Raw genomic sequence first — 26,010 nt, forward strand, 5'->3', positions numbered from 1 at the left:
TCCTGCCAATTGAATAAAGCTTGAAGGTTAACCAAGGCGTCAGGTCTTGGACAGCTCAGTCTTCGATCAGACCAAGCTCCTGCTGGGCGCGCCGATCCCCTGCCCGCGCGGCCTGACGCAAAAGGTCCTGGCCGATTCGGCGATCCCGGGCATTCCCGCATTCACGGCACATCAACTGACCGAGACGGCTTTGCGCGGCCACGACCCCGTCACGGGCCGGCTGTTTGAGCAAACGTCCGGCGAGATGTTTGACGTTGGAGTTTTCGCCCAGACGCGGGCTGTCCAGCAACCACTCAGCCACACGCATCGAAAATCGTTTGGGCGGGGTCACGCTGGGAGGTGTCGAGGTTGCAGAAACTGATACTGAACGAAACTTCATAAAGCACTGTGGGGCAGATCGGAAGGCGCGCCACTCTACTCTTTTTTTCTGACAGGTAAAGCCTAAAAAACCCTGCACGCCCGTCCTAGAGCAAGCGCTTGGGACAATCCACAGAAGCTGTGGATAAGTCAGTGGACAACCGCCTTTGAACTCTCGCAAAGCCCTATGGAATGGGGCCCGCAGTCAAACTGACGATTTTTTCACCAGTTAAAAAAAGCGATGTTTTTCATTGACTTAAATTTCGGTTACAGGCACCCACTGCGTTTGAAGGGAAGATGACAGCGTCGTGACAACGTGCGTGACTTATGTGCACAACTATCTTCGAGGCAGTTATATCGATGCGCTTTTTCGGCGCATTTGGTCGTTTGCTTGGGGGTAAACCTTGGCAAACCCGCGGTCCAGGCTGATCCTGGCCCATTGAACCTCGACTACCAACGGTCGGAATTTGTGCTATTACAGGGCGCGTCTGCGGGTAAAGACCTTCCGAACGCCAAGCCGGACGTTGAATGAGGGGAGTTAAGAGAACTTTTTTCGCTAACTCACTTCCCTTCAGCTATTCAATCCGTTAGTATCCGCGGCGTTAGTACCAAGCTGAAAGTCAATTCTGGTCGAACAAATCCCCCCGGTCAGCCTTCCCCAAGGAAGCCTCCACCGACAAAGCGGGATCGACCACCTCGATGGTTTCCAGGTAAACCTTGCGCCAACACAGCCTTTGAATCGAAAGCAAAGGGTGTTGCGAAGCTCACTTACTCTGACCGAACCAACCTGCAAATTGATCAGGATCTTCACCCCGGGCCCAGAACCTTTGCCCTTGATGTGCTGCCTGCCCTCCTAAGTACCTACCTGCCAGCCCAAGCGCGCCAATTTATCAGCGCTTCAAACTGGCTGCTTTGTTCCAGTCGGGTTCTTCGTTCGACCAATGGTGGTCGTCGTCACTGGAACGTTTTAACTTTGCACGGTTCTTATCCGTGTCGCTTGTAGGAACACCCAATGACTATGTCTACTCAAATCCACACCCAGGATGCGATCCGCACCCTAACCAACGCTTTTGCACCAATGAACTGCCTGATCATGGCTGCTCGCAAAGGCTGCTTCAGCTTCACCCTGGTCAACGAACACGGCATCGCTCGTCACAGTGAACGCCTGTACCCCGATCAATACTCCAGCGCCGAGCCGCTGCAGGCCGTGATCGATCGTACCCGTCAGGCACTGGTTGCCTGATACGCCAGAGAGACTGAAAACCTCAAAAGCCCTGCTCAAAAAGCGGGGCTTTTTATTGCCAAAAAATTCTCTTTTCGCTGTCACCGCTTAAGCACTAACCGATATAACGGTTATAACTCGGAGCCGGAAATATTTTAAAAACAGGCCTTTACGGCGCGAATATGACACTACACTTCAACTCAAGCGGATTGATCCGCTTCCGGCGAGCCTGAGTCGATTCACCCGCTGCCAACGCTCCCTTCAGGTATCGCCGACCCTTTGATGTGTCGAGGGCTTTATGGGTATCGCTGCCAGCGAACTGTGTCGTTATGTGATCCGCCCGACATTGATTTACCTCGGGCGCCATAGCGCAACTGCCGAATCCCTACTGCTGGGCATCGCCGCCAGCCAGTCAGCCTTGGGTACTGCCCTGCATGACCGCCGTGGACACGGCCTGTACCGAATCGCCGAACCCCGCCACCAGGCACTTTGGGACCACTACCTGGCACTGGACCCGGAACGCGCAAGCCTGGTTCGTGGTTTGGCCAGCCAACATGCTTTCCTGAGTGGTCCGCACCTCGAATTGACCGTCAACCTGCGTTACGCCACTGCCATCGCCTGGCTGCTGGTAGAAGAACAGAACACCCCGCTCCCCGAAGCAGACGACCTGCTGGGAATGGCCCGCATCTGGCGCCAGACCTTCCAGCCTCAAGGACGCCTGAGAGACTTCACCTGCGCCTGGCAAACCTGTGTATCAGCGCTGAATCAGGTCGCCTGCTAATCCGCTATTTCCACAAGATCGCGCAAATGCTGCGAATTTGGTCGGATTGTCCTACAAAACCGCTCTAAATCAAGCGATACAGCCTATAGCGCTGGGACGAAAATGTTGGTAATTTTCGCCCCGGTGATCACAAGGAGTTCTAATAATGAAAAAAGTAATGCTCAAAACCACCCTTAGCCTCGCCGTTACCTTGGCATCCACCCAGATCTTTGCAAGTGGCTTCGCCATCAACGAACAGAGCATCAGCGGGATGGGTACAGGTTTTGCTGGGCGATCTTCAGCTGCCGACGACGCAAGCACTATTTTTGGCAACCCTGCCGGCATGTCGCGTCTCAAGCGCGAACAAGTGACCGGCGGCGCTGCATTCCTCGACGCACACACCGATATCAGTGATGCCAGTTCCCGTCCGAACGGTGGCACCAACGACGGCGACATGGTTCCATTCATCGCCGTGCCGATGGGCTACTACGTAAAGCCAATCGATGACCACTGGGCATTCGGTATCGGCGTGTATGCCCCGTTCGGCCTGGTCACCGATTACGAGAACGGCTTTGCCGGCCGTTACTTCGGTAGCAAAAGCGAAGTCAAAATCGTGACCCTGCAGCCAACCGTCAGCTACGCCTTCAACGACAAGGTGTCGATCGGTTTCGGTCCGACCATCAACCGCATTGACGGCAAGCTGGAGTCGAACGTGTCGCTGAACCCACGCGCAGCGGACGGCACCGTCAAGATCAAGGGCGACGACACTGCGCTGGGCTACAACATCGGTATCCTGGTTCAAGCCACCGACAGCACTCGCGTCGGCCTGACCTACCACTCGAAAGTGAAGTACAAGCTTGAGGGCGATACCAAGGTCAATTACAGCCTGCTCGGCGCACTGGGTCAGAACCCAAGCCAGAAGTACGACGCGTCGCTGGACATCACCACGCCCGAGTCCGTGGACTTCTCGGTCACTCACCAGCTGGACGACCAATGGACTCTCTACGCGGGCAGCACCTGGACCCGCTGGAGCCGCCTGAAAGAAATCTCCGTCGAGAACGAAGGCGTTCCTGCCGCTCTGGCCGCACGCGGCTTTGGCACCATCACTGAAGAACAGAACTGGCACGACACCTGGGCTCACGCTATCGGCGCTTCCTACCAGCTGAACAAGCAATGGGTACTGCGTACCGGTCTGTCGGTTGACCAGGCACCGACCAATAACGAAAACCGTTCCCCACGCATCCCGACTGGCGATCGCAAGATTTTCAGCCTGGGCGCTGGTTGGAGCCCGACCGACGACCTGACCATCGACGTTGCGTACTCGTACCTGGTCGAAGAGTCGGTCAAGGTCAACAACAGCAACGGCCGCCAGACCTACAGCGCCAAGTATGAAAACTCGGCGAACGGTTTCGGTGTTGGTGCGACCTACCGTTTCTGATTCACGGCGCGCCTGAATCCCTCGCCGCCTGAATTGAAAAAGCCCCGCTCTCTTGTACAGAGGCGGGGCTTTTTAACGGGTGGTGGATCAGGGTGGCGAGGCCAAGGCTTTCTCCACTGCAGCGATGAACTCGGGATCGTCAGGCGTGGTCAGGCTGGAGAAATTGGCGATCACCTTGCCTTTGCGATCGACCACGTATTTGTAGAAGTTCCACTTCGGCGCGGTGCTCTGCTTGGCGATGATTTTGAACAAGTGAGTCGCGCCATCACCGCGGACTGTCTGCGGTTCAGTCATGGTGAACGTCACGCCGTAGTTCACGTAACAGACCTTGGCGGTCTCTTCGCCATCCTTGGACTCTTGCTTGAAGTCGTTGGACGGAACGCCAATCACCTCCAGCCCCTGATCCTTGTAACGCTGATTCAGCGCCTCAAGGCTTTTGAACTGCGGGGCGAAACCACAGAAGCTTGCGGTATTGACCACCACCAGCGGTTTACCGGCGAAGCGCTGGCACAGGTCGATGGATTCCTTGGCGCGCAGCTTGGGCAAGGAGCCTTGCAAAAGGTCCGGGCACTCTGCCGCTTGAGCCCATCCACTAAACGCTACCAGTAACGCGGGAACAGCGAGCCAGCGCATCAGCATGTCGGTGCATCCTTGAGAAGTCGTCAACAACGAAGTTACTCGCCCTCACCTCCTGCTAGCAAGCACCCATGCCCAGTTGCATCAACGCCAGCCCGCCCTGATGCCAGCCCCACCACGACAGGGCCAGCAGCAAGGCGCAGGCAGCGACGACAGCGATCCGCGGCCAGAGGCTGTTCATAGCGCACTCATCTGTTTTTGCAGACGCACCACCGGCCGCTCACGCACCGGCCAGTTCAGGGCTGCGGCGAACAGGCTCAAGAGAATCGCTACTTGCCAGATCAAGTCATAGCTCCCGGTTCGGTCGTACACCACCCCGCCCAACCAGCCGCCGAGGAACGATCCGAGCTGGTGAAACAGGAAAACAATCCCACCGAGCATGGACAGATTTCGCACGCCGAACAAGGTCGCGATGGTGCCGTTGGTCAAGGGCACCGTCGACAGCCACAGGAAACCCATCGCCATGCCAAACAGGTACGCGGTGGTCGTCGTGACCGGCGCCCACAGGAACAACCCAATCACCACCGCCCGCAGCAGATACAGACCCGTGAGCAAACGCGGCTTGGACATCCGCCCGCCGAGCCAGCCCGCCGTGTAGGTACCGAAAATATTGAACAGCCCGATCAACGCCAGCACCGTAGTGCCAACAGTCGCCGGCAGGTGCTGATCCACCAGATAAGCCGGCAAGTGCACGCCGATGAATACCACCTGGAAACCGCAGACAAAGAAGCCGAACGCCAGCAGCCAGAACCCCGAATGGGAACAGGCTTCGCGCAAGGCTTCGGACAGCGTTTGTTCATGGCCGAACACCGGTAGCGGCTTGTCCTTGAGCATGCTCACCAGCGGCACGATCAGCGCCACCAGCAGGCCCAACACCAGCAATGCCGCAGACCAGCCGAGCCAGCCGATCAACCCCAGCGTACCGGGCACCATGGCGAACTGGCCGAAAGAACCGGCGGCGCTGGCAATGCCCATGCCCATGCTGCGTTTCTCTGGCGGCACCGCGCGGCCAACCACGCCAAGGATCACAGAGAACGAAGTGCCCGACAGGCCAATACCGATCAACAAGCCGGCACTCAGGGACAAGGTCACGGCCGAATCCGACAGGCCCATGAACACCAGACCCAATGCATACAGGACACCGCCGATCAGCACCACTTTCGCGGCGCCAAAGCGATCGGCCAGCGCACCGGTGAATGGCTGCGCCAGGCCCCAGATCAGGTTCTGCAAGGCAATGGCGAAGGCAAACGTCTCACGCCCCCAGCCGAACTCGGCACTCATCGGCGCCAGAAACAGCCCGAAGCCGTGCCGTACGCCCAAGGACAACGCGAGAATCAGCGCACTCCCCAACAGAATCCAACCGCACGTACGCCACATCGATGTCATTCTTATTCTCCGGTAGCGGGTATATACCCGCTTAAGATCGGAAAAACCAGCATCACGCCAGTTCGTCCAGCAGTCGCAGCAAGGTTTCACGTTTCTCGGCACCCAGACGGTCGATCAACCGCTGCTGCGCCGCTTCCCACGCCGGCAAGGCCGCTGTCAGCCGTTCAGCACCGGCCTCGGTGAGCAGGACGATGCGGTTACGCATGTCTTCGCCCTCGACCAGCATCAGCAGGCCCTCGCCTTCCAGCACCCGCAGATTGCGCCCCAAGGTGCTGCGATCCAGCCCCATGGCCTCGGCCAACGTGGAAATACTCGGTTTATCCAGACGCTGCAAATTACACAGCAGAGAATACTGGGCAACGTTGATCCCGAAGCCGTCGAGCGCGCCGTCGTAGTGCCTGCTGACGCCACGGGCGGCGCGACGCAGGTTGATGCATAAACATTGGGAGTCGAGCATGGTGCGTGTATATACCCGCGGTTGAGTTAAATCAAGTGACATGATGTGGGAAGTTCAGCAGATCGCCAATCCCACCAGTACCGCGACTTCGAGGATTTCCAGCAACGCCCCCGCCGTATCGCCCGTCGTACCGCCTAATCGCCGCAGCATCACCTGCCGCAACCAGACAAACACCAACGCCGCCAATGCCACTGCCAACACGCCGCTGAGCCCGGCGATCAAAACACACGCCAACGCACTGACCGCCAACACCAGCTTGCCCGCCAAACGTGGCAGGTGATCGGCCAGCGCTTGCCCCAACCCGCCGGCACGCACATAAGGCGTGGTCAGGAATAACCCCAGCATCGCGCTGCGTCCGATCATCGGAACGATGATCAGGACAACGGCGTGTTGCTGCTCGATCAATGCCAGCAACGCGGCGAACTTGAGCAGCAACACCAGCACCAGCGTCACGACCGCAAGCGGGCCGCTGCGCGGGTCCTTCATGATCTTCAACGTGCGCTCACGATCGCCGAACCCACCGAGCCACGCATCGGCGCTATCGGCCAGGCCGTCGAGGTGCAAGGCACCACTGAGCAACACCCAAACGCTCAGCAACAGCGCTGCATGAAGCAACAACGGGGTGCCCAGTAACAGCCAGTTGAACGCCCATAAAATCCCGCCAAACAGCAGGCCGACGAGGGGGTAAAACAGCAGCGACCGTCCCGACTCCTGTGGCGTCGGCATGCCCGGCAGACGAACCGGCAAACTGCTCAAAAATTGCAGGGCGATCCAGAACGGCAACATGGTCAGGTCGCTTCCCTTAACAACACGCCGGATTCGACCGACAGCGAAAACAACGCGCCATGCCCGACTTCGACGTTGAGCAACTGCTCACGAGGCAAACCCCGCGCCTGAGCCAGCAACAAACGCATGACCCCGCCGTGACTGATCAGCAACACCCGTTCGCCGGCGTAGGCGGCATGCAAACGCTCAACGGCCGCCAACACTCGCGTCGAAAAATCCACCACCGGCTCACCCTGAGGTGGCGTAAACGCATAAGGGTCGGCCCAGAACGATCCCAACGCCTCGGCATCGGTGTCCATCAGCGCCGCGGCGCTCTGCCCTTCCCAGGCGCCGAAGTGCAGCTCCTGCACGTCTTTATCCAACTGCACCGGCAAACCCAGTTGCGCGCCGAGTTCTTGTGCAAATCGCGCACACCGCTGCAGTGGCGAGCTGACCAAACGATCCCATGGCCCCTGCTCGACCACCGCCGCGCGCATCTGCGCCCAGCCCTTGTCGGTCAGCGCATCGTCAAGGCTGCCGCGCAAGCCGCCGCCGAGTTCGGTTTCGCCGTGGCGCAACAGGTCCAGGCGCAAGGTCATGCCGGACGGTCCGCCACAGCGGCCTCGGCGAAGGTCGCCATCTGCCCGTGAAGGTCGCACGCCAGACGCAGCAACGGCACGGCCAGCGCCGCGCCACTGCCCTCGCCCAGACGCAGGCCGAGGTCCAGCAGCGGTTCGGCATTCAGGGTTTCCAGTACATGACGATGACCCGGCTCGGCGCCGCGATGACCAAACAACAGCCACTGACGGCATTCAGGATTCAACCGCACCGCCACCAACGCCGCGACGCTGCAAATGAACCCGTCCACCAGCACCGCGACGCCTGCCTGGGCACACGCCAGATACGCGCCGACCAGCGCAGCGATTTCAAAACCGCCGAGGTTGTACAGGGTTTGCAGCGCATCGCCGCGTTGAGCGTTGTGCAGTGCCAAAGCACGCTCGATAACGTGAGCTTTATGGCTGACACCCGCCGCATTCAAACCCGTACCCGGCCCGGCAAGATGCACCACCGGGCAATCGAGCAAGGCACACGCCAACGCGCTGGCTGCGGTGGTATTGCCGATACCCATCTCGCCACCGATAAACAACTGCGCACCCGCCGCGATGGCGCGCTGCACGCTGTCGCGGCCGGCCTGCAAAGCGAGTTCGCCGTGAGCCGGCGTCATGGCCGACCCTTCGACGAAATTCGCTGTGCCCGGGCCGATGTTCAAATGACGCACACCCGGCAAATTCAACGACGGCGTGACGGTCCCAAGGTCGACCACTTCCAGGGAGGCCCCGAGTTGCCGCGCCAACACGCTGATCGCCGCGCCACCGCTGACGAAGTTGTGCAGCATCTGCCCGGTGACTTCCTGAGGAAATGCCGACACCCCTTCCGCGACCACGCCGTGGTCACCGGCAAAAATCGCGATCCACAGCTGATCGAGTCTCGGCTTGACCTGCCCCTGTAACCCGGCCAATTGCACGGCGACCGACTCAAGCCGACCGAGGGAGCCGGCAGGCTTGGTCAGCTGCTGTTGACGGGCCTGCGCCTGCTCGACCGCTTGAGCATCGATCGGCTTGCAGGGGTTCAGCCACCAGGATTGAGTCATAACGCAGTTCCTTTCAAAGTCAGGGGCAGGCCGGCGACGGTCAGGACGACTCGCTCACAGCGCTCGGCCAACGCTTGATGCAGCCAACCGGCTTCATCGACATAGCGGCGAGTCAACTCGCCCAGCGGCACGACACCCATGCCGGTCTCGTTGCTGACAAAAATGATTTCACCCGGCAACGACGCCAGGCAGTCCAGCAACGCATCACGTTCGGCCGACAGCCGCTCGGTGTCGTCGAGCATCAGCAGATTGGTCATCCACAACGTCAGGCAATCCACCAACAGGCACCGATCGGCGCTGGCGGTTTCGCGCAGGACGCGGGCGAGTTCCACAGGCTCTTCAACCAATGCCCATTCGGCCGGACGACGGGCGCGGTGATGGGCGACCCGTTCGTTCATTTCACCGTCGAGTGGTTGACTGGTGGCGATGTACGTCACTGCCAGTGCGCTGTTGGAGGCGAGTTTTTCGGCCAGGCGACTTTTGCCGGATCGGGCGCCGCCGAGGATCAGTTGGAGCATGGTTCATTCCTTCAAATTGGCGGTGTGGTGTCGGGCCTCTTCGCGGGCAAGCCTCGCTCCTACAGGTACGGTGGCGTCCTTGTAGGAGCGAGGCTTGCCCGCGAAGGCGTCCTCAAAACACCTCAAATCCCACAGAGCTGACGCAGCAGCGAGGTATCCAGATGCTTCTCCACCAGATCCGCCAGCCGTTCGATATCGCGCTCACGCAACGCGTGATAATCCACGTCCTGCACCGCCTGCAAACCTGCCCAGCGCAACAGCGCACTGCACGCCGCGGGCGATTCAAACAGCCCATGCAGATAGGTGCCGAAAATCTGCCCGTCCTCGCTTTGCGCACCGTCGCAGCGACCGTCGTCCAGTTGCACGGCGGCGTTTTCCAACGCCGGCCCGGTGGTCACGCCGGCATGAATTTCATAGCCGCTGACCGGCGCGTCTTCCAGCGCCAGACGCCCGCGCACATTGCGCAGCTGCTTCTCCTCTTCGAGCTGCGTTTCGAACGCCAGCAAACCCAGACCGGCGCTGGAACCCGGTGCACCTTCAAGGCCCAGCGGATCGTGTACCTGTTCACCGAGCATTTGCAGACCACCGCAGATGCCCAGCACTTTGCCGCCATAACGCAGATGACGACTGATCGCAGTGTCCCAGCCATTGGCCCGCAGATACGCGAGGTCGCTGCGCACGCTTTTCGACCCGGGGAGAATCATCAGGTCGGCCGGTGGAATCGCCTGGCCAGGGCCGATGAATTGCAGATCCACCTGCGGGTGCAAGCGCAGCGGATCAAAGTCGGTGTGGTTGCTGATGCGCGGCAGTACCGGCACCAGCACTTTCAGCACCTGGTCGGCCTTGTCAGTCTGACGCTGGTCGATGCCGTCCTCGGCTTCCAGGTGCAGGTCCATCACGTAAGGCAGCACGCCGATCACCGGTTTGCCGGTGCGCGCTTCCAGCCAGTCGAGGCCCGGTTGCAGCAACGCAATGTCCCCGCGAAAACGGTTGATGATGAAGCCTTTGACCCGCGCCTGCTCGCTGGGCGACAGCAGTTCCAGGGTGCCCACCAGATGCGCGAAAACCCCGCCGCGATTGATGTCGGCGATCAGCACCACCGGGCAATCCACCGCCTCGGCAAAGCCCATGTTGGCGATGTCGCCGGCGCGCAGATTGATCTCGGCCGGCGAGCCCGCGCCTTCGACCATGACCACCGGATACGCCGCGCTCAGCCGCTCATGGGAGGCCAGCACCGCTTGCATGGCGATGGTTTTGTAGTCGTGATAGGCAACGGCGTTCATCGTCGTGACCGCACGACCATGGATGATCACTTGGGCGCCGGTGTCGCTGTTGGGTTTGAGCAGCACCGGATTCATGTCGGTGTGCGGCTCAAGGTTGGCCGCCTGAGCCTGCACCGCTTGCGCGCGACCGATCTCGCCACCGTCGGCGGTCACGGCACTGTTGAGCGCCATGTTCTGCGGCTTGAACGGCACGACGCTGACGCCCTGACGCGTGACCCAGCGGCACAACGCCGTCACCAGCGTACTTTTACCGGCGTCGGACGTAGTGCCCTGCACCATCAAAGTGGCGCCCTGCACCATTAATGTGGCGCCTTGCACCTTCAACCCAGTCATTGGCTTTCCTTGGCGTAGGCTTCGAACGCTTGCGCGAGACGTGTCCAGTCGGCGTCATCGGCGGGCAAACCGAAACGCAGGCTGCTGGTGTGCGTGAACAAGCGCAGCAGAATGCCGCGCCGGGCCATGAACTCATGCAGTGCTTCGGCGCGTTCGGTAATCAGCCATTGAAACAAGGCGCAGCCGCCCTGGGGTGTGTAGCCGTGCTGTTCAAGCAGCAGCGCCAGACGCTCACTGGCCTCTTCAGCGCGAACCCGTTGCCGGGCTTGCCCTTCGGTATCCAGCAGACAAGCCTGACCCAGCATCCGAGTCGGCCCGCTGACCGCCCACGGTCCCACTTGCTCGGCCAGCAATTTGAGCAACTTGCGCTCGGCCAGCACGAAACCCAGGCGCACACCGGCCAAACCGAAAAACTTGCCGAAGGAACGCAACACGATCAACCCGACCTGATGGGCAAAAGGTGCCAGGCTCAGCGGCGGCGTGTTGTCCATGAACGCCTCGTCCACCACCAGCCAGCCACCGCGCTGGGCCAGCCGCGAGTGCCAGTCCAGCAGCCGACTCGGTGTCAGGCTCAGGCCAGTAGGATTGTTCGGGTTGACCACCACCAGCACGTCGAGGCTGTCGAGATAGAAGTCGACTTCCTGCTCCAGCACTTCACGCACGATGTAGCCATTGCGTCGCCACGCTTCGGCGTGTTCGGCGTAACACGGCGAGAGCACGCCGACCTTGCCCGCCCGGCGCAAACGCGGCAGCAACTGGATCGCCATTTGCGAGCCGGCTACTGGCAGCACCTGAGCGGCGCCGTAATAATCACAGGCCGCCTGCTCCAAACCGTCATCGGTTTCCGGCAAACGCGCCCAGGCCCGCAACGGGATCTCCGGCACCGGAAACGGCCAAGGCGCGAGGCCGCTGGACAGGTCGAGCCAATCGGCTTCGGCGATGCCGTACTCGAGCGCCGCCTTGCGTAACCGACCACCGTGCTCAAGCATAGAATTCAGCCCCCACGCAGAGGATCAGCAACCAAAACCATACCCCGCGCTGGACCAATTGCCAGCCACGGTCGATGGAGTCGGCGTCCGCCGGCACGCCTTCGCCCAGTTGTGGACGCTGATGCAGTTCACCGTGATAAATCGCCGCCCCGCCCAACTCGACACCGAGCGCACCAGCACCCGCCGCCATCACTGGGCCGGCATTCGGGCTGTCCCAGGTCGGGCCTTGGGTACGCCAGCATTTCAACGCCAGTCGGGTTTTACCCAGCAGCGCATAGGTCAACGCCACCAGGCGTGCAGGAATGTAGTTGAGGACGTCGTCGATCTTCGCCGCCGCCCAGCCGAAACGTTCGAAGCGTTCGTTGCGGTAACCCCACATCGCGTCGAGGGTGTTGCTCAAACGGTAGAGCACCACACCGGGCGCACCCGCCACGGCAAACCAGAACAACGCGGCAAACACCGCGTCGCTGCCATTCTCCAATACGGATTCAGTGGCGGCGCGGGCGACTTCGGTTTTATCCAGTTCGCTGGTCTGGCGGCTCACCAGATAACCGACACGTTTGCGCGCCTCGTCCAGATCATCGCTGCGCAGCGCCTTGGCCACCGGTTCGACGTGTTCACCGAGGCTGCGCAGGCCGAGGGCGCAATAGAGCACGAGAATTTCGACAATCCAGCCGACATAGGGCGCCCAGGAAAACGCCGTGGCCAGCAGGGTCAGCGGCAACACCGCGATCACCCAGGCGGTGACGCCGTGGCTACGCCAACCGCGACCGCCGGAGTTGAAACGTTGCTCGATGCGATCGGCAAAACGGCCGAACGCCACCAGCGGATGCCAGCGTTTGGGTTCACCCAGCAGCGCATCCAGCGCAACCGCGGCGACACTCAACAACGCCACACTCATTGACTTACTCCCCAATAGTTTTCGTACAGCAGCTCACTGAGCGGACGCGCCTGCGCCCAACCTTCGAGTACCAGCATCGGCGCTGGATAGAATGCCTTGACCGGCCCCAGGCAAAGCACGGCCAAGGGCTTGGCGCCGGCCGGCAAACCCAGCAGGTCCGCCAAGGCTTGCGGCTCGAACAGCGACACCCAGCCCATGCCCAGTCCTTCGGCGCGGGAGGCCAGCCACAGGTTCTGGATCGCGCAGGACAACGAGGCCATGTCCATTTCCGGCAAGGTGCGACGGCCAAAGATATGGCGCTCGCGATCGTCCATCAACGCGGCGACCAGCACCTCGGCGCAGTCGTTGATGCCTTCAACTTTCAGCTTCATGAATTCGTCGGTGCGCTCGCCAAGGGCTTCGGCGGTGCGGATGCGTTCTTCGTCCACCAGTAACTGGATCTTGCCGCGCAGGGCTCGATCGCTGATGCGGATGAACCGCCAAGGCTGCATCAGGCCGACACTCGGTGCCTGATGTGCCGCTTCGAGCAGGCGCCGCAGTAATTGCGGCTCGACGGTGCCGCCGCTGAAATGACGCATGTCGCGGCGTTCGCCGATGGCTCGGTAGACCGCTGCGCGTTCGGCCTGGCTGAATGCGTGGTCAGTCATGGCCTCTTCGCGGGCAAGCCCGCTCCCACAGGGTTTTGGTCAGGCGCAAATAGCGCGGCAACCGCCGATGGATTGGACGGGAAATAGAAGTGCACATAAGTGGCGGTCATCCGCCCTTCACGATAAACCGCCTCTGCCCCACGCCCGCCGTTAGGGCTCAGGCCACGAGCGATTGGCTCAAGCTCGGTGCTGGTCAGCGAATGGTGATAGGTGTGCCCGCGCAACAAGCCTTCGGGCAATTCGACCGCCTGCAACGCCAACGCAGCCAGACGCTTTTGCATCACTGCATCCCCTGCCAGCAGGCCGACCAATTCAGCGCGAGTGCCCTCGACATCGGTCAACGAGTCGAGCAGATACAGCATGCCGCCACATTCGGCCAGCAAGGGCTTGCCAGCCGCGTGGTGGGCGCGGATCGCGGTCAGCATCGAGCTGTTTTGCGACAGCGCCACATGGTGCAGCTCGGGGTAGCCGCCCGGCAGATAGAGACTGTCGGCATCGGGCAATCGGGTATCGCGGATCGGCGAGAAAAACGACAACTCAGCGCCCATCGCCCGCAACAAATCCAGGCTGGCACCGTAGGTGAAGGCGAACGCTTCGTCACGGGCCACGGCAATTCGCACACCCGTCAGCAACGGCTCGGCTTCAAGCACATCCGGGGCGGCGAATTCGACGGCCGGTGGCAGCGCGACCTCGCAACTGCTGGCCAACGCATCGGCGGCCGCATCGAGGCGCAGATCGAGATCGTTCAACTCACTGGCCTGAACCAGACCCAAATGGCGACTTGGCAATTCGATCCCGGTTTCCCGGGACAAGGCGCCGTACCAGCGCAAACCTTCAGTGAGGCTGCCTTCAAGTAATTGCGCGTGACGCAGGGTACCGACGCGGTTGGCCAGCACACCGGCAAACGGCAAATCCGGCTGATAGCGCGCCAACCCCAACGCCAGTGCGCCGAAGGTCTGGGCCATGGCGGTGCCGTCGATCACACCCAGCACCGGCACACCGAAATGCCGCGCCAGGTCAGCGCTGGACGGCGTACCGTCAAACAGCCCCATGACGCCTTCGATGAGGATCAGGTCAGCTTCGCCGGCGGCTTCCCACAACAGACGACGACTTTCCTGCTCGCCGACCATCCACATGTCCAGTTGATACACCGGCGCACCACTGGCGCGCTCAAGAATCATCGGGTCGAGAAAGTCCGGGCCGCACTTGAACACGCGAACCTTGCGCCCCTGATTGCGATGCAAACGGGCCAGCGCAGCGGTGACGGTGGTCTTGCCCTGACCGGAGGCCGGCGCGGCGATCAGCACCGCCGGGCAGTGATGGCTGATTTTCATAAAGTAGTATTCACAGCTCGACGCCTTTTTGCGCTTTGATCCCGGCCTGGAACGCGTGTTTGATCACGCCCATTTCGGTGACCGTGTCGGCCAGTTCGATCATCTCCGGTTTGGCGCCGCGACCGGTAACCACCACATGCTGCATCGGCGGACGCGCCTGCAAATCGCTGAGCACCTGATCCAGATCGAGGTAACCGTGCTTGAGCGCAATGTTCAACTCATCCAGCACCACCAGGCCAATCGACGGATCACGCAGCAATTCGCGGGACACCGCCCACGCAGCTTCGGCGGCGGCGATGTCACGGTGGCGATCCTGGGTTTCCCAGGTGAAGCCCTCGCCCATCACATGAAAACGCACCTGTTCCGGGAAGCGCCGGAAAAACAGTTCTTCGCCGGTGCTGTTGCGCCCCTTGATGAACTGCACCACGCCACACTGCATGCCGTGGCCCATGGACCGGGCGAGCATGCCAAAGGCCGAACTGCTTTTGCCTTTGCCGTTGCCGGTCAGCACCAGCAGCAGGCCGCATTCATTCGGGGAGTTGGCGATGCGTTCGTCGATCACGGCTTTTTTGCGCAGCATGCGCGCCAGATGACGTTCGTCACGATCGGGGGTATCAGTCATGGGGGAGCTCTCCGTTGAGGCTGGATAACGGCGGGCAGGCACAAGAATAGACGGCAAAAAGCCTGGCATCGCCCACCGTGATGCCGCTGGATGGATCAGGCCGGTCTCCGGGCTCATGAGCGGCGATTCGCCTGACTGCGCGCCTTCCCATGTCGACATCAACACAGTGGCTCAAGGCGCAGTCTTCACTCATTTACCGTTGCGGGGGCAGCGCCGGGATCGTGGTTCTTCATTAGTTGAATGAACGCACTCACCGGCTTCCCTGTTTCACTCTGTCGACCAAGGTCACAGAGCACCTGAAACAAGCCGCGAAGGTTAGAGGGTTGGGGATGGAGCGTCAATTGAAGACGGGCGGCCTGCGAGCGAATAACTGCCGTCGATCAATTATCTGACGCCAATCTTGTGCCACACTCTCAGCAGTGATATCAAAGAGCCATAATCTCACAACACAAAAACAAAGGTGAGCCACATGCAAGGCATGATCATCAGCAATCCGAAGCTGGAATTCCTGCGCCCGGTGCTGGAACGCTGGTTTGACTGTATTGACCGCTACAACGCCGTGCGCGGCGATAACGACACGCCTTACTGGTTCGATGAAAAAGCCAACCTGAGCCTGCTGTCCGCCGCTGCGTGGATGGCGGAAATGGTGACACTGCAACAAACGCCGACCCGTAAACAGACCGAAGAAGGCGAACGCAATGGCCGCGCCGATCTGTTTATCGCGACCCGCGAAGAACGCGCTTACCTTCAGGCGACCCAGCGCTGGCCACGCGTCAACAGCCTGAACCTGACTCAAGCATTGCAGGACATCACCAGCGACGCCAAGCGCATCAGCTACGCCAGCGACCTGAAACTCGGCTGCCTGTTCGTTGCGCCGCAAAAAGCCCAACAAAGCGCTACCCCGGAAGAACTCCAAGACATGGTCGACGACCTGCAAAAGGAACACACCTGCGCGGTGGCCTGGTATTTCCCCTACGCGTATCGCAAGTTGCGCAACGAAGCCGGCAACTATCACCCCGGCATCGCCGTGCTGTTCAAGGAAGCCCGCGGCTGACCGGTTGAACCATCGTGCACCTGCGCTTCTCTATTGATTAGGTCAATGCATTCATAGGGAAGATCAGCATGCGCAAGCCTCAGCTCGCTCTCGTCATTGTGCTCGCCGGAGGGCTTGCCGCCTGTGGTGAAACCTCCAGGCTGCAAGTCTCCGACGGCACCGGCCCCTCGCCCAAGCTGCCAGAACCCAACAAAACCCTGATCCCGACGATGAACATCGCCCCCGCGATCGGCTGGCCGGACGGCGCGAAACCCATCGCCACGACAGGGACTCAGGTGGCGGCCTTTGCTGAAGGTCTCGATCACCCGCGCTGGCTTTATGTGCTGCCCAATGGCGACGTGCTGGTCGCCGAAACCAACGCGCCACCTAAACCTGATGACGGCAAAGGCATCAAGGGTTGGGTCATGAAGAAAGTCATGGGCCGCGCCGGTGCCGGCGTCCCCAGCCCGAACCGCATCACGCTGCTGCGCGACAGCGATCACGACGGCATCGCCGAAACCCGTACGGTGTTTCTGGAAAACCTCAACTCGCCCTTCGGCATGACGCTGGTCGGCAATGACCTGTACGTCGCCGACACCGACCGCTTGCTGCGCTTCCACTATGAAAACGGCGAGACGGTGATCAAGTCGCAGCCGATGAAAGTGATCGACCTGCCGGGCGGTACGCTGAATCACCACTGGACCAAAAACGTCATCGCCAGCAAGGACGGCAGCAAGCTGTACGTCACGGTGGGCTCCAACAGCAACGTCGCCGAAAACGGCATGGACAAGGAAGAAGGTCGCGCGGCGATCTGGGAAGTGGATCGCGCCACCGGCAACAGTCGAATCTTCGCCTCGGGGATTCGTAATCCAAACGGCCTGGCTTGGGAACCTCAGAGCGGCGCGCTGTGGACGGCGGTCAACGAGCGCGACGAAATCGGCAGCGACCTGGTGCCGGACTACATCACTTCAGTGAAAGACGGCGGGTTCTACGGCTGGCCTTACAGTTATTACGGCCAGCACGTCGACATTCGCGTCGAGCCGCAAAACCCCGACCTCGTGGCCAAGGCCATTGCTCCGGACTACGCGGTCGGCCCGCATACCGCATCGCTGGGCCTGACGTTCGCTGAGGGCAACACGCTGCCGGCGCAGTTCAAGGAAGGCGCATTCATCGGCCAGCATGGCTCATGGAACCGTAAGCCGCACAGTGGCTACAAAGTGATTTTCGTACCGTTCAACGCGGGGAAACCGATCGGGCAGCCGATTGATGTGCTCACCGGTTTCCTCAATGACGAGGAAAAAGCCATGGGCCGTCCGGTAGGCGTGGTGATTGATCAGCAGGGTGATTTGTTGGTGGCGGATGACGTGGGCAATAAGGTGTGGCGCGTATCGGCGACCAAGTAAGCGCTTAGCGCTTGCGGCACAGGGTCAATCCATCGCCCAACGGCAACAATGACAGATCCACACGCGAGTCATCTTTCAAGGCGCGATTGAGCGCCTGGATGGCTCGGGTGTCTTCGCTCTCGGGATTGTCTTCAAGCACCCGTCCACTCCACAGCGTGTTATCAAACACCGCCAGACCGCCGACGCGCAGCAGACGCAGGGCGTGCTCCAGATAACGTGGGTAGTTGGCTTTGTCGGCATCAATGAAGATCAGGTCGAACGGCTCTTGCTGATCCAGCAGAGCCAGGGTTTCCAGCGCAGGTGCCAGGCGTAGGTCAATCCGCTCAGCAAGCCCCGCCTCCTGCCAGTAACGCCGCGCAGTGTCGTTGTAGTCGCCGGGTATGTCGCAGCAGATCAGCGAACCGTCATCCGGCAACGCAGCCGCCATGCACAAGGCGCTGTAACCGGTGAAGGTGCCGACTTCCAGCAGACGTTTGGCGCCGGTGAGTTTCACCAGCAGCGCGAGGAACTGGCCCTGCTCCGGCGCCACTTGCCAGCGCGCCATGGGCAGCGCCTGGGTTTCGTCACGCAGGCGCTTGAGCAGCGGCGTTTCGCGCAGGGAAACATCGAGCAGGTATTGATACAGGGAATCGTCGAGATTGAGTGTGCGAGCAGTCATGACAACCTCTGCAGTTTAGGGGTTGCGTGCCAAGTGCTCAGGTTGCAAGACGCGCTTGGCACTCAGGTAGGCTTTCTGCCAGTAAGCTTTGGACAAGCTGTCGAGCTTCACCGTGCCGCCGGTGGCGGGCGCATGGACGAAGCGACCTTCGCCGACGTAGATCCCGGCGTGACTGACCTGGGAGCCGCCATTGGTGGCGAAGAAGATCAGGTCGCCGGTTTGCAGACCTTCCTTGCCCACGCTGGCTGCTTGCATGCTGATCAACTCGCGGGTGGTACGCGGCAGGGAAATGCCGGCAACGTCATGGTAGACGTAACCGATCAGCCCGCTGCAATCGAAACCCGAATCCGGCGTGTTGCCACCCCAACGGTACGGCGTGCCCACCAGGCCGAGCGCGCGAAACAGTACGTCTTCTGCCTCAGGGGAGAATGCTTGGGAGGAACTGAAAATAATGGGCGCGCGAACCACCGACGCAGGTGGCGGTGTACGGCTGGCGCAGGCGCTGAGCAGCGCTGCGAAGAACATGATTGCTAGGCGGGCCGACGTCGACATAGGCAGAACATCCTGATCTGGCTGCGGCTTTTTCTGCAGGGGGACGCAGAAAAGAAAACCGCCAGCGCAGGACGCAGGCGGTTTGCCATCAATAATAGATCAGGATTCTAGCGGCTACGCGGCAAACTTCAAGTAAGACTTTAAGTTCACCTTACAAAATGTCTGCTTACTTGCGTGCCGTGACGATAGCCGGGACTGCAGTAGGCGCCATCGCCAGTGCGCGCTTGGCTTCGATGAAGGTCTTGCTCCAGTAGCTGTCGCCCAGGCTATCGATCCGGACACCACCGCTGCGGCGGCTGCTGGAATGGATGAATTGGTTGTCACCCAGGTAAATCCCGGCGTGACTGACGCGGCCGCGACGGCCATTGGTGGCGAAAAACAGCAAGTCGCCAGGCTCCAGTTTGCTGCGCGAAACCAACGGAGCGTCCACGTTGATCATTTCGCGAGTGGAGCGTGGCAGGTTCAGGCCGGCTTCTTCACGAAACAGGTAGCCGATGAAGCCGCTGCAATCAAAGCCAGCTTCGGAGGTGCCGCCGAAACGGTAACGGGTACCGATCAGGGACATGCCGCGTTCGAGGATGCTGTCGGCCAGAACCGGAAGCTGGTACGACTTGCCGCCGCCGAAGTCTGCCAATTCTTTTTCGGTGGCCGCGTCTTCCTGTTCAAGCGCTTGCTGATAAAGAACGGAAGATTGGGTGGTAACAGAATTTTTAGCCTGCTGTTGCTGCTCTTGCTGGGACACTGGAGAGTGAGCAGCGCAACCGAACAACAGGGTAACGAGTGCGAGGGGCACGAGGGGTGCAAAGCGATTTAGCATGGGCACGACCGTGGCTGATAGTTGTAAAGAGGGCGAGACTATGCCCGCTATCAACCTCATTTGCAAATTCAATCGATGTTGATGTGACTTATCGGTTTCTCGTTTACATCTAAGCGCTTAAGCCCGTTTTAGACGTTCGCGCAGCTTGCGACCCTGCAGGAAAGCGCAATTGTTGACGCCTGAAATATGCCAAAACCCGCCGCAGGCTTGGGGTTTACCAGCCTAAAGTTTCTTTCAGAAAGGGGATCGTCAGCTTGCGCTGAGCTTGAAGGGAGGCCTGATCGAGGCGTTCAAGCAGCTCGAAAAGCGCACTCATGCTGCGCGTACCGCGGGTCAAAATAAAATGCCCGACTTCATCGGTCAGGTGCAGACCACGACGAGATGCGCGCAGTTGCAAGGCACGCAATTTGTCTTCGTCGGAGAGCGGACGCATCTGAAAGATCAACGCCAACGTCAGACGGGATTTGAGGTCCGCCAGCTTCACCGGCAGTTCGCGCGGGGAGGTCGAAGCGGCGATCAGCAGGCGTCGACCGCTGTCACGCAGACGATTGAACAGATGGAACAGCGCCTCTTCCCAATCCGCCCGACCGGCTACCGCCTGCAAATCATCCAGGCAGACCAGTTCGTACTGTTCAAGGTTGTCGAGGATGGCGATGCCACGATCAAGCAGCTCGGCCAACGGCAAATACACCGCTGGCTCCCCCAGTTGTTCGAAGCGCAGGCAGGCCGCCTGCAACAAGTGCGTACGTCCTACCCCGTCCTTGCCCCAGAGATAAATCAGGCTTTCGGTCCAGCCGGCGTCGGCTTCGCATAGCCGCTCGACATAGCCGAGTGCAGCGGCATTGGCGCCTGGGTAGTAATTGATAAAGGTAGCGTCATCACGCAGACGCACACCTAGGGGCAGCTGAATCGGTTTCATGCTGACTGAACAGTTCCAAGGGAACCGTTAGTGGCCTCTGTGTAAAGTTTGCGAAGTTTATACCCGTGAAGCTGACCGCACAATGCGACAGACCACAAGCAAAATCAAAGGTTTGCGTTAACACACTGGTTTTATGACAGTTTCTTTGGCGGCGCATGTGACAGCCGCGCGAGGGATTCGGGTCAACCTGGCGATGAACCAGGCTGGCCGCGACGGGTGATCCGAGCCCTTAGGTTGGGTACATATCCGTTTCTGCGGTCACGGCGGCTGGCGGTTTCGCTTTTACAGCGAGTCACTTTCGAAAAGCGCGAAAGTAAACAAAGCGCTCTTGCCCCGCCATTCGGTGCCTCGCCTAGGCTCGGCATGCCCTCTCTCCGGCATGCTCCGGGGGCCCGCCGCCATCGGCCATCCATGGCCGGGGGCGGCTACCGCGGCATCCTTGCCGCGGTGCCCCCTGCGCAACGCCTGCGTTCGGCCTCTGGGAAAGGGGCGGCAGATCTGAAGCCAAAGCAAAGCAACAGCAACAGCAACAGCAACAGCAACAGCAACAGCAACAGCAACAGCAACAGCAAGTTCAACAGCTTCGCGAGCAGGCTCGCTCCCACATAAAGCAGATCGGCGTCCAACTTTCGCTTCTCACCACTCAACAGGCCGAGCGTTAGCTCGCCTGCAGCTTTTTGATCTTGATGCACCGCCCCATCGAGAGGCCGAGTGGAGGTTCTGCGCAGTGGGCAACCCGGCATGGATGCCGGGTTAGCCGCCCCCGGCCATGGATGGCCGATGGCGGCGGGCCCACGGAGCAGGACCGGAGCGAGGGCATGCCGAGCCTAAGCGAGGCACCGAACGTCAGGGGCAAGAGCGCTTGGTTACTTGGCGCTCTTCCAAGTGACTCGCTGTAAAAGCGAAACCAATAGCGGCCATTACCACAGAAACGGATATGCTCACGATCAACACAAGATAGGTCGGCCGCCTCGCTTTTGCGCTTGATCCACCGCCCCATCGCTACGCAAGTGTGTGCCTGGAAACATCGAGCTTAAGTGAACAGCATTACCCTTAAAGCTCGGGCTCATCAACACCGCTGTAGATATCCGAATCTTTATACGAATCATGCACGTGGCGCACCAGAACCATGATCACCGCCGCCACCGGCAGCGCCAGCAGCACACCGGTAAAACCGAACAGCTCACCCCCTGCCAGAATCGCAAAGATCACCGCCACCGGGTGCAGACCAATCCGGTCTCCCACCAGCAATGGCGTCAGCACCATGCCCTCCAGCGCCTGCCCGACCATGAACACCGCAACGATACCGATCATGGGATACAGATCGCCACCAAACTGGAACAACCCGGCTACTAAGGCCGCGCCAATTCCGATGACAAACCCCATGTACGGCACGATCGCCGCCAGACCGGCAATCAAACCGATCAACAGCCCCAATTCCAGCCCCACCAGCATCAGGCCCGCCGCGTAGATGACGCCCAACGCCACCATCACCAGCAACTGTCCGCGCACGAACGCACCCAACACCTCATGGCATTCACCCGCCAGGATTACTACGCGCTCTTCGCGATCACGGGGCAGCAGGCTGCGGATCTTGGCCATCATCAGGTCCCAGTCCCGCAACAGATAGAAGGCCACCACCGGGATCAGCACCAGATTCGCCAGCAAGCCAATCAATGCAAGGCCGGAAGCCGTTGCCTGACTCAGCACCACACCGACAATGTCGGTGGTCTGGCCCATGTGCTCGCTGATCGCAGCCTTGAGTTTGTCGAATTTCCAGAAGCCATCCGACAACCCGAACTTCGATTGCGCCCACGGCAGCGCGGTGTTCTGCAACCAATCGAGCATCTGCGGCGCCAGTTCGTACAAGCGAAACAGCTGCTTGGCGAGCATCGGCACCAACACCAGCAGCAATGTCGTGAAGATCAAGGTAATCAGCGCAAACACCGCCACCACGCCCCAGGTGCGAGACAGCCCGGCCTTCTCCAGTCGATCCACCAATGGATCGAACAGATAAGCCAACAGCAGCGCCACCAGGAACGGCGTCAGGATCGGATGCAACAGCCAGACAAACGCGCAGAGCAGGATTATCCCGCCCAACCAGAACCAACGCCGCGTATCGGCCATGTACAACTCCCTATGCATCTATATAAAGAAAGAAAACCGTTACCAACGGAATCGCAACTGCGGCACAGGTGCCGGAGTGGGCACTACTACCGGCGCCGAACCCTCGGCCGGCTGAACCGGTGCGACTGGCGCCGGTTCTTCACCGGCCGGAACCTCCTGCAACTTCGCCAGCGACAATTGCGCCTTCAATTGCTCGGCGCTGCCATTGACCCGGTAGAGAATCCGGTCGCCGTCGACACTTTGCAGACGCGCACCAAACGGCTCCAGCAAGCGCCCAAGTGCCGCGTAACGCTCCAGGTTCACGCCCTGCACTTCGAGCAGTTGTTCACCCGAAGCACCTGGCTTGACCACAAAACGAGGCGCCAGCCGTTGACTGACCGCCAGCATCACCGCATCAGCCACAGCAGCCTGATCCGCGCCCTGAACACTGCCCGCCTCCTTCTTGTCGCCCAGCCACAACTGCCACTTGGCCTGCCACTGGCCGCCCTCTTCACGGGCATGCACAGCGAGCAAAGCGTCAGCGTTGTAACGCTCCGATGCCCCGCGCAGTGGCGTTGCGTCCGCACCTTCCAGATTCGGTGCAGTGGCGACAATCTGCTCATTCAGATCGGCCAGCGGCAGACGCAGCGGCAGACCACGGTGTTGCGCCGCTCGACGCAGCGGCGCAGCGCTGGCCTGGCCATCGCCCACCAGGCTCGAACCCTCGGCGGAATCGTTCAACCACCAGCTGAGGATCGATGGCCGGTTCGCCCCCCACAGAGACAGCCCGGCACGGCGCAACGCTTGCTCAGTGGTGGCCGGGTCGAAATCGACCTTCAGCACTTCCGGTGGGCCGGCGTCAAAGCCGTACTGACTGATGATCTGCTGCGGGTCCTTGCGCAGTGCCGCCAACCCCGGGCTTTGCGCAGCCTTGGGATCACCGGTCAGACGCAACACCAACGTATCCAGCGCTTGCTGGGTCGCCTGATCGCGTACCTCAGGGGATTGACCACTGACAGGCTGTCGCACCTGATACAGGCTTTTGACGGTCTCGGCATGACTCGCCAGGCTGACCACTGACAAACAGCCCGCAAACAAACATCTAGAAAAAAAACGCATGGAGGATTCCTGACGACAAGAGCGGCTGGAACAGGCCGCGTGAACCAGATTGAGCAAGGCTGTGACCACGCCCCCAAGCAAAACATTCACCCGACCCCGGTAAGTTTTTGCACTGTCATAACGATAGACGGTTAATAGCGATACTTTATACAGCCATGAAGGAGGCGACCAACACGGGCAATAACGGTTTTTTTAAGCCGATATGCCCCTGCCGTCGGCGTGAGGATGGCCGCTGCCCCTCAAGCCTGATAAAATCGCGCGCCTTCGCAGACCGGCAACAGCCGGGCACCCTGAAATACGCTGGGCAATCGCCTTCGTCAGTTTCGGTGGTCCCACTGGACTCGGTCGTTACCCCTGAATCCCCCCTAAAGGCCTGGATCATGAGCAAGCAACCCTCCCTGAGCTACAAGGACGCCGGTGTAGACATCGACGCCGGTGAAGCATTGGTCGAACGCATCAAGAGCGTCGCCAAGCGCACTGCGCGCCCGGAAGTCATGGGCGGCCTGGGCGGTTTCGGCGCCCTCTGCGAAATCCCGGCCGGCTACAAGCAGCCAGTGCTGGTTTCCGGCACCGACGGCGTCGGCACCAAGCTGCGTCTGGCGCTGAACCTGAACAAGCACGACAGCATCGGCATCGACCTGGTTGCCATGTGCGTGAATGACCTGGTGGTCTGCGGCGCCGAGCCGCTGTTCTTCCTCGACTACTACGCGACCGGCAAACTCAACGTCGAAACCGCGACCCAGGTCGTGACCGGTATTGGCGCGGGCTGCGAACTGTCCGGCTGCTCCCTGGTCGGCGGCGAAACCGCTGAAATGCCAGGCATGTACGAAGGCGAAGACTACGACCTGGCCGGCTTCTGCGTCGGCGTCGTGGAAAAATCCGAAATCATCGACGGTTCGAAAGTTGCTGCCGGCGATGCCCTGCTCGCCCTGCCGTCTTCCGGCCCGCACTCCAACGGCTACTCGCTGATCCGCAAGATCATCGAAGTGTCCGGTGCCGACATCGAAAACATCCAGCTCGACGGCCAACCACTGACCGACCTGCTGATGGCCCCGACCCGTATCTACGTGAAGCCGCTGCTCAAGCTGATCAAGGAAACCGGCGCCGTTAAAGCCATGGCCCACATCACTGGTGGTGGCCTGCTGGACAACATCCCGCGCGTTCTGCCAAAAGGCGCACAAGCGGTGGTTGACGTCGCGAGCTGGACCCGTCCTGCCGTGTTCGACTGGCTGCAAGAGAAAGGCAATGTCGACGAAAACGAAATGCACCGTGTGCTGAACTGCGGCGTCGGCATGGTCATCTGCGTCGCTCAAGAGCACGTTGAAACCGCCCTGAACGTCCTGCGCGAAGCCGGCGAGCAGCCTTGGGTGATCGGTCAGATCTCCACCGCTGCCGAAGGCGCGGCTCAGGTTGAACTGAAGAACCTCAAGGCACACTGATGCAAGAGCGGATGTCCCAGACCTGTGATGTGGTGGTGCTGTTGTCCGGCACCGGCAGTAACTTGCAGGCCTTGATCGACAGCACGCGGACCGGCGACAGCCCGGCCCGCATCGCTGCGGTGATTTCCAACCGCGCCGACGCCTACGGCCTGCAACGCGCCAGGGCCGCGGGTATCGACACCCGCACCCTGGATCACAAGGCTTTCGAGGGCCGCGAGGCCTTCGATGCCGCGCTGATCGATCTGATCGACGCGTTCAACCCCAAACTCGTGGTACTGGCCGGCTTCATGCGTATTCTCAGCGCTGATTTCGTGCGCCACTACCAAGGTCGCCTGCTCAACATCCATCCCTCGCTGCTGCCCAAATACAAAGGGTTACACACTCATCAGCGCGCGCTGGAAGCCGGCGACACGGACCACGGCTGCTCCGTGCACTTCGTCACCGAGGAACTCGATGGCGGACCACTGGTCGTACAGGCAGTAATACCGGTAGAGTTGCACGATTCGCCGCAGAGTCTGGCGCAGCGGGTCCACGTCCAGGAACACCTGATCTACCCGCTGGCCGTACGCTGGTTTGCCGAAGGTCGTTTATCACTCGGCGAGCAAGGTGCTTTACTGGATGGAAAGTTACTCGCGGCCAGCGGCCACTTGATTCGAACCTAGGAG

General features: G+C 60.5%; 28 protein-coding genes and 1 riboswitch. Of the genes, 7 read left to right on the top strand and 21 right to left on the bottom strand.

The window, feature by feature from the left end:
• Positions 1–55: 55 nt before the first annotated feature.
• The gene (locus ACYZTR_RS19720) at positions 56–379 is read right to left on the bottom strand and encodes a sel1 repeat family protein (protein ID WP_461973405.1); all 324 of its coding nucleotides are present in this window, start codon (positions 377–379) and stop codon (positions 56–58) included.
• Positions 380–1,375: 996 nt separating this feature from the next.
• On the opposite strand from ACYZTR_RS19720, the gene ACYZTR_RS19725 reads away from it, so the two are divergent.
• The 3 genes from ACYZTR_RS19725 (at position 1,376) to ACYZTR_RS19735 (ending at position 3,777) form a co-directional block, all read left to right on the top strand.
• Complete coding sequence (locus tag ACYZTR_RS19725; RefSeq protein WP_003214941.1) at positions 1,376–1,600, top strand: hypothetical protein; 225 nt, start codon at positions 1,376–1,378, stop codon at positions 1,598–1,600.
• 277 nt (positions 1,601–1,877) lie between these two features.
• Positions 1,878–2,360 (top strand): hypothetical protein, encoded by a 483-nt coding sequence (locus ACYZTR_RS19730; protein WP_461973406.1) that lies wholly within the window; start codon positions 1,878–1,880, stop codon positions 2,358–2,360.
• Between the two features lie 145 nt (positions 2,361–2,505).
• Positions 2,506–3,777 carry an OmpP1/FadL family transporter gene (locus tag ACYZTR_RS19735; RefSeq protein ID WP_461973407.1) on the top strand — a complete coding sequence of 424 codons (1,272 nt, stop codon included), beginning with the start codon at positions 2,506–2,508 and terminating at the stop codon, positions 3,775–3,777.
• A gap of 87 nt (positions 3,778–3,864) precedes the next feature.
• On the opposite strand, the gene ACYZTR_RS19740 is transcribed toward ACYZTR_RS19735, so the two are convergent.
• The 14 genes from ACYZTR_RS19740 to cobO all read right to left on the bottom strand — a co-directional run bounded on the left by ACYZTR_RS19740 (position 3,865) and on the right by cobO (position 15,299).
• Positions 3,865–4,416: a glutathione peroxidase gene (locus ACYZTR_RS19740; RefSeq protein ID WP_461973408.1), complete on the bottom strand. Its 552-nt coding sequence runs from the start codon at positions 4,414–4,416 to the stop codon at positions 3,865–3,867.
• 55 nt (positions 4,417–4,471) lie between these two features.
• Positions 4,472–4,594 (bottom strand): hypothetical protein, encoded by a 123-nt coding sequence (locus tag ACYZTR_RS19745; RefSeq protein WP_256657562.1) that lies wholly within the window; start codon positions 4,592–4,594, stop codon positions 4,472–4,474.
• A complete protein-coding gene (locus ACYZTR_RS19750; RefSeq protein WP_461979810.1) occupies positions 4,591–5,790 on the bottom strand; it encodes an MFS transporter in 1,200 nt (399 codons plus the stop codon). Before ACYZTR_RS19750 ends, ACYZTR_RS19745 begins: the two co-directional genes overlap by 4 nt.
• 61 nt (positions 5,791–5,851) lie before the next feature.
• A complete protein-coding gene (locus tag ACYZTR_RS19755) occupies positions 5,852–6,256 on the bottom strand; it encodes a MarR family winged helix-turn-helix transcriptional regulator (RefSeq protein WP_461973409.1) in 405 nt (134 codons plus the stop codon).
• Between the two features lie 54 nt (positions 6,257–6,310).
• Positions 6,311–7,042, bottom strand: a complete 732-nt coding sequence (locus ACYZTR_RS19760) for an adenosylcobinamide-GDP ribazoletransferase (protein ID WP_461973410.1) — start codon at positions 7,040–7,042, stop codon at positions 6,311–6,313.
• A gap of 2 nt (positions 7,043–7,044) precedes the next feature.
• On the bottom strand, positions 7,045–7,620 hold the full coding sequence (gene cobC / locus ACYZTR_RS19765) for an alpha-ribazole phosphatase family protein (RefSeq protein ID WP_461973411.1): 576 nt from the start codon (positions 7,618–7,620) through the stop codon (positions 7,045–7,047).
• Positions 7,617–8,672, bottom strand: coding sequence for a nicotinate-nucleotide--dimethylbenzimidazole phosphoribosyltransferase (gene cobT, locus ACYZTR_RS19770; protein ID WP_461973412.1), 1,056 nt, complete (start codon positions 8,670–8,672; stop codon positions 7,617–7,619). The genes cobC and cobT overlap by 4 nt, the downstream gene beginning before the upstream one ends.
• Positions 8,669–9,190 carry a bifunctional adenosylcobinamide kinase/adenosylcobinamide-phosphate guanylyltransferase gene (gene cobU, locus ACYZTR_RS19775; RefSeq protein ID WP_461973413.1) on the bottom strand — a complete coding sequence of 174 codons (522 nt, stop codon included), beginning with the start codon at positions 9,188–9,190 and terminating at the stop codon, positions 8,669–8,671. The genes cobT and cobU overlap by 4 nt, the downstream gene beginning before the upstream one ends.
• 122 nt (positions 9,191–9,312) lie before the next feature.
• Positions 9,313–10,773 (bottom strand): cobyric acid synthase, encoded by a 1,461-nt coding sequence (locus ACYZTR_RS19780; RefSeq protein WP_461979812.1) that lies wholly within the window; start codon positions 10,771–10,773, stop codon positions 9,313–9,315.
• 29 nt (positions 10,774–10,802) lie between these two features.
• The gene (cobD, locus tag ACYZTR_RS19785) at positions 10,803–11,795 is read right to left on the bottom strand and encodes a threonine-phosphate decarboxylase CobD (RefSeq protein ID WP_461973414.1); all 993 of its coding nucleotides are present in this window, start codon (positions 11,793–11,795) and stop codon (positions 10,803–10,805) included.
• Complete coding sequence (cbiB, locus tag ACYZTR_RS19790; protein WP_461973415.1) at positions 11,788–12,696, bottom strand: adenosylcobinamide-phosphate synthase CbiB; 909 nt, start codon at positions 12,694–12,696, stop codon at positions 11,788–11,790. The genes cobD and cbiB overlap by 8 nt, the downstream gene beginning before the upstream one ends.
• Positions 12,693–13,343 (bottom strand): 5,6-dimethylbenzimidazole synthase, encoded by a 651-nt coding sequence (bluB, locus tag ACYZTR_RS19795; protein WP_461973416.1) that lies wholly within the window; start codon positions 13,341–13,343, stop codon positions 12,693–12,695. The genes cbiB and bluB overlap by 4 nt, the downstream gene beginning before the upstream one ends.
• Positions 13,340–14,677, bottom strand: a complete 1,338-nt coding sequence (locus tag ACYZTR_RS19800; protein ID WP_461973417.1) for a cobyrinate a,c-diamide synthase — start codon at positions 14,675–14,677, stop codon at positions 13,340–13,342. Before ACYZTR_RS19800 ends, bluB begins: the two co-directional genes overlap by 4 nt.
• Before the next feature lie 10 nt (positions 14,678–14,687).
• A complete protein-coding gene (cobO, locus tag ACYZTR_RS19805; protein WP_461973418.1) occupies positions 14,688–15,299 on the bottom strand; it encodes a cob(I)yrinic acid a,c-diamide adenosyltransferase in 612 nt (203 codons plus the stop codon).
• Positions 15,300–15,380: 81 nt separating this feature from the next.
• Positions 15,381–15,614, bottom strand: a riboswitch (cobalamin riboswitch).
• Between the two features lie 154 nt (positions 15,615–15,768).
• Between cobO and ACYZTR_RS19810 the strand changes: the two genes are divergently transcribed.
• Positions 15,769–16,353: a hypothetical protein gene (locus ACYZTR_RS19810; RefSeq protein WP_449645672.1), complete on the top strand. Its 585-nt coding sequence runs from the start codon at positions 15,769–15,771 to the stop codon at positions 16,351–16,353.
• A 68-nt stretch (positions 16,354–16,421) separates the two neighbouring features.
• Entirely contained in the window at positions 16,422–17,735 is a 1,314-nt protein-coding gene (locus tag ACYZTR_RS19815) for a PQQ-dependent sugar dehydrogenase (protein ID WP_461973419.1), read from the top strand.
• Positions 17,736–17,739: 4 nt separating this feature from the next.
• Here the strand turns inward: ACYZTR_RS19815 and ACYZTR_RS19820 are convergent, their stop codons facing one another.
• The 6 genes from ACYZTR_RS19820 to ACYZTR_RS19845 all read right to left on the bottom strand — a co-directional run bounded on the left by ACYZTR_RS19820 (position 17,740) and on the right by ACYZTR_RS19845 (position 23,906).
• Positions 17,740–18,393, bottom strand: a complete 654-nt coding sequence (locus ACYZTR_RS19820) for an O-methyltransferase (protein ID WP_461973420.1) — start codon at positions 18,391–18,393, stop codon at positions 17,740–17,742.
• Positions 18,394–18,408: 15 nt separating this feature from the next.
• Positions 18,409–18,945, bottom strand: coding sequence for a C40 family peptidase (locus ACYZTR_RS19825; RefSeq protein ID WP_461973421.1), 537 nt, complete (start codon positions 18,943–18,945; stop codon positions 18,409–18,411).
• 166 nt (positions 18,946–19,111) lie between these two features.
• Positions 19,112–19,762, bottom strand: a complete 651-nt coding sequence (locus ACYZTR_RS19830) for a C40 family peptidase (RefSeq protein ID WP_461973422.1) — start codon at positions 19,760–19,762, stop codon at positions 19,112–19,114.
• Between the two features lie 214 nt (positions 19,763–19,976).
• A complete protein-coding gene (hda, locus tag ACYZTR_RS19835; protein WP_008148645.1) occupies positions 19,977–20,681 on the bottom strand; it encodes a DnaA regulatory inactivator Hda in 705 nt (234 codons plus the stop codon).
• 1,053 nt (positions 20,682–21,734) lie between these two features.
• Entirely contained in the window at positions 21,735–22,808 is a 1,074-nt protein-coding gene (locus ACYZTR_RS19840) for an AI-2E family transporter (protein WP_461973423.1), read from the bottom strand.
• A gap of 39 nt (positions 22,809–22,847) precedes the next feature.
• On the bottom strand, positions 22,848–23,906 hold the full coding sequence (locus ACYZTR_RS19845) for a DUF2066 domain-containing protein (RefSeq protein ID WP_461973424.1): 1,059 nt from the start codon (positions 23,904–23,906) through the stop codon (positions 22,848–22,850).
• Between the two features lie 380 nt (positions 23,907–24,286).
• On the opposite strand from ACYZTR_RS19845, the gene purM reads away from it, so the two are divergent.
• Together purM and purN are read left to right on the top strand one after the other, a co-directional pair.
• Positions 24,287–25,345 (top strand): phosphoribosylformylglycinamidine cyclo-ligase, encoded by a 1,059-nt coding sequence (gene purM / locus ACYZTR_RS19850; RefSeq protein WP_461973425.1) that lies wholly within the window; start codon positions 24,287–24,289, stop codon positions 25,343–25,345.
• Positions 25,346–25,356: 11 nt separating this feature from the next.
• A complete protein-coding gene (gene purN, locus ACYZTR_RS19855) occupies positions 25,357–26,007 on the top strand; it encodes a phosphoribosylglycinamide formyltransferase (protein WP_461973426.1) in 651 nt (216 codons plus the stop codon).
• Positions 26,008–26,010 lie beyond the last annotated feature (3 nt).

The organism is Pseudomonas sp. Hz4, from assembly GCF_054898165.1.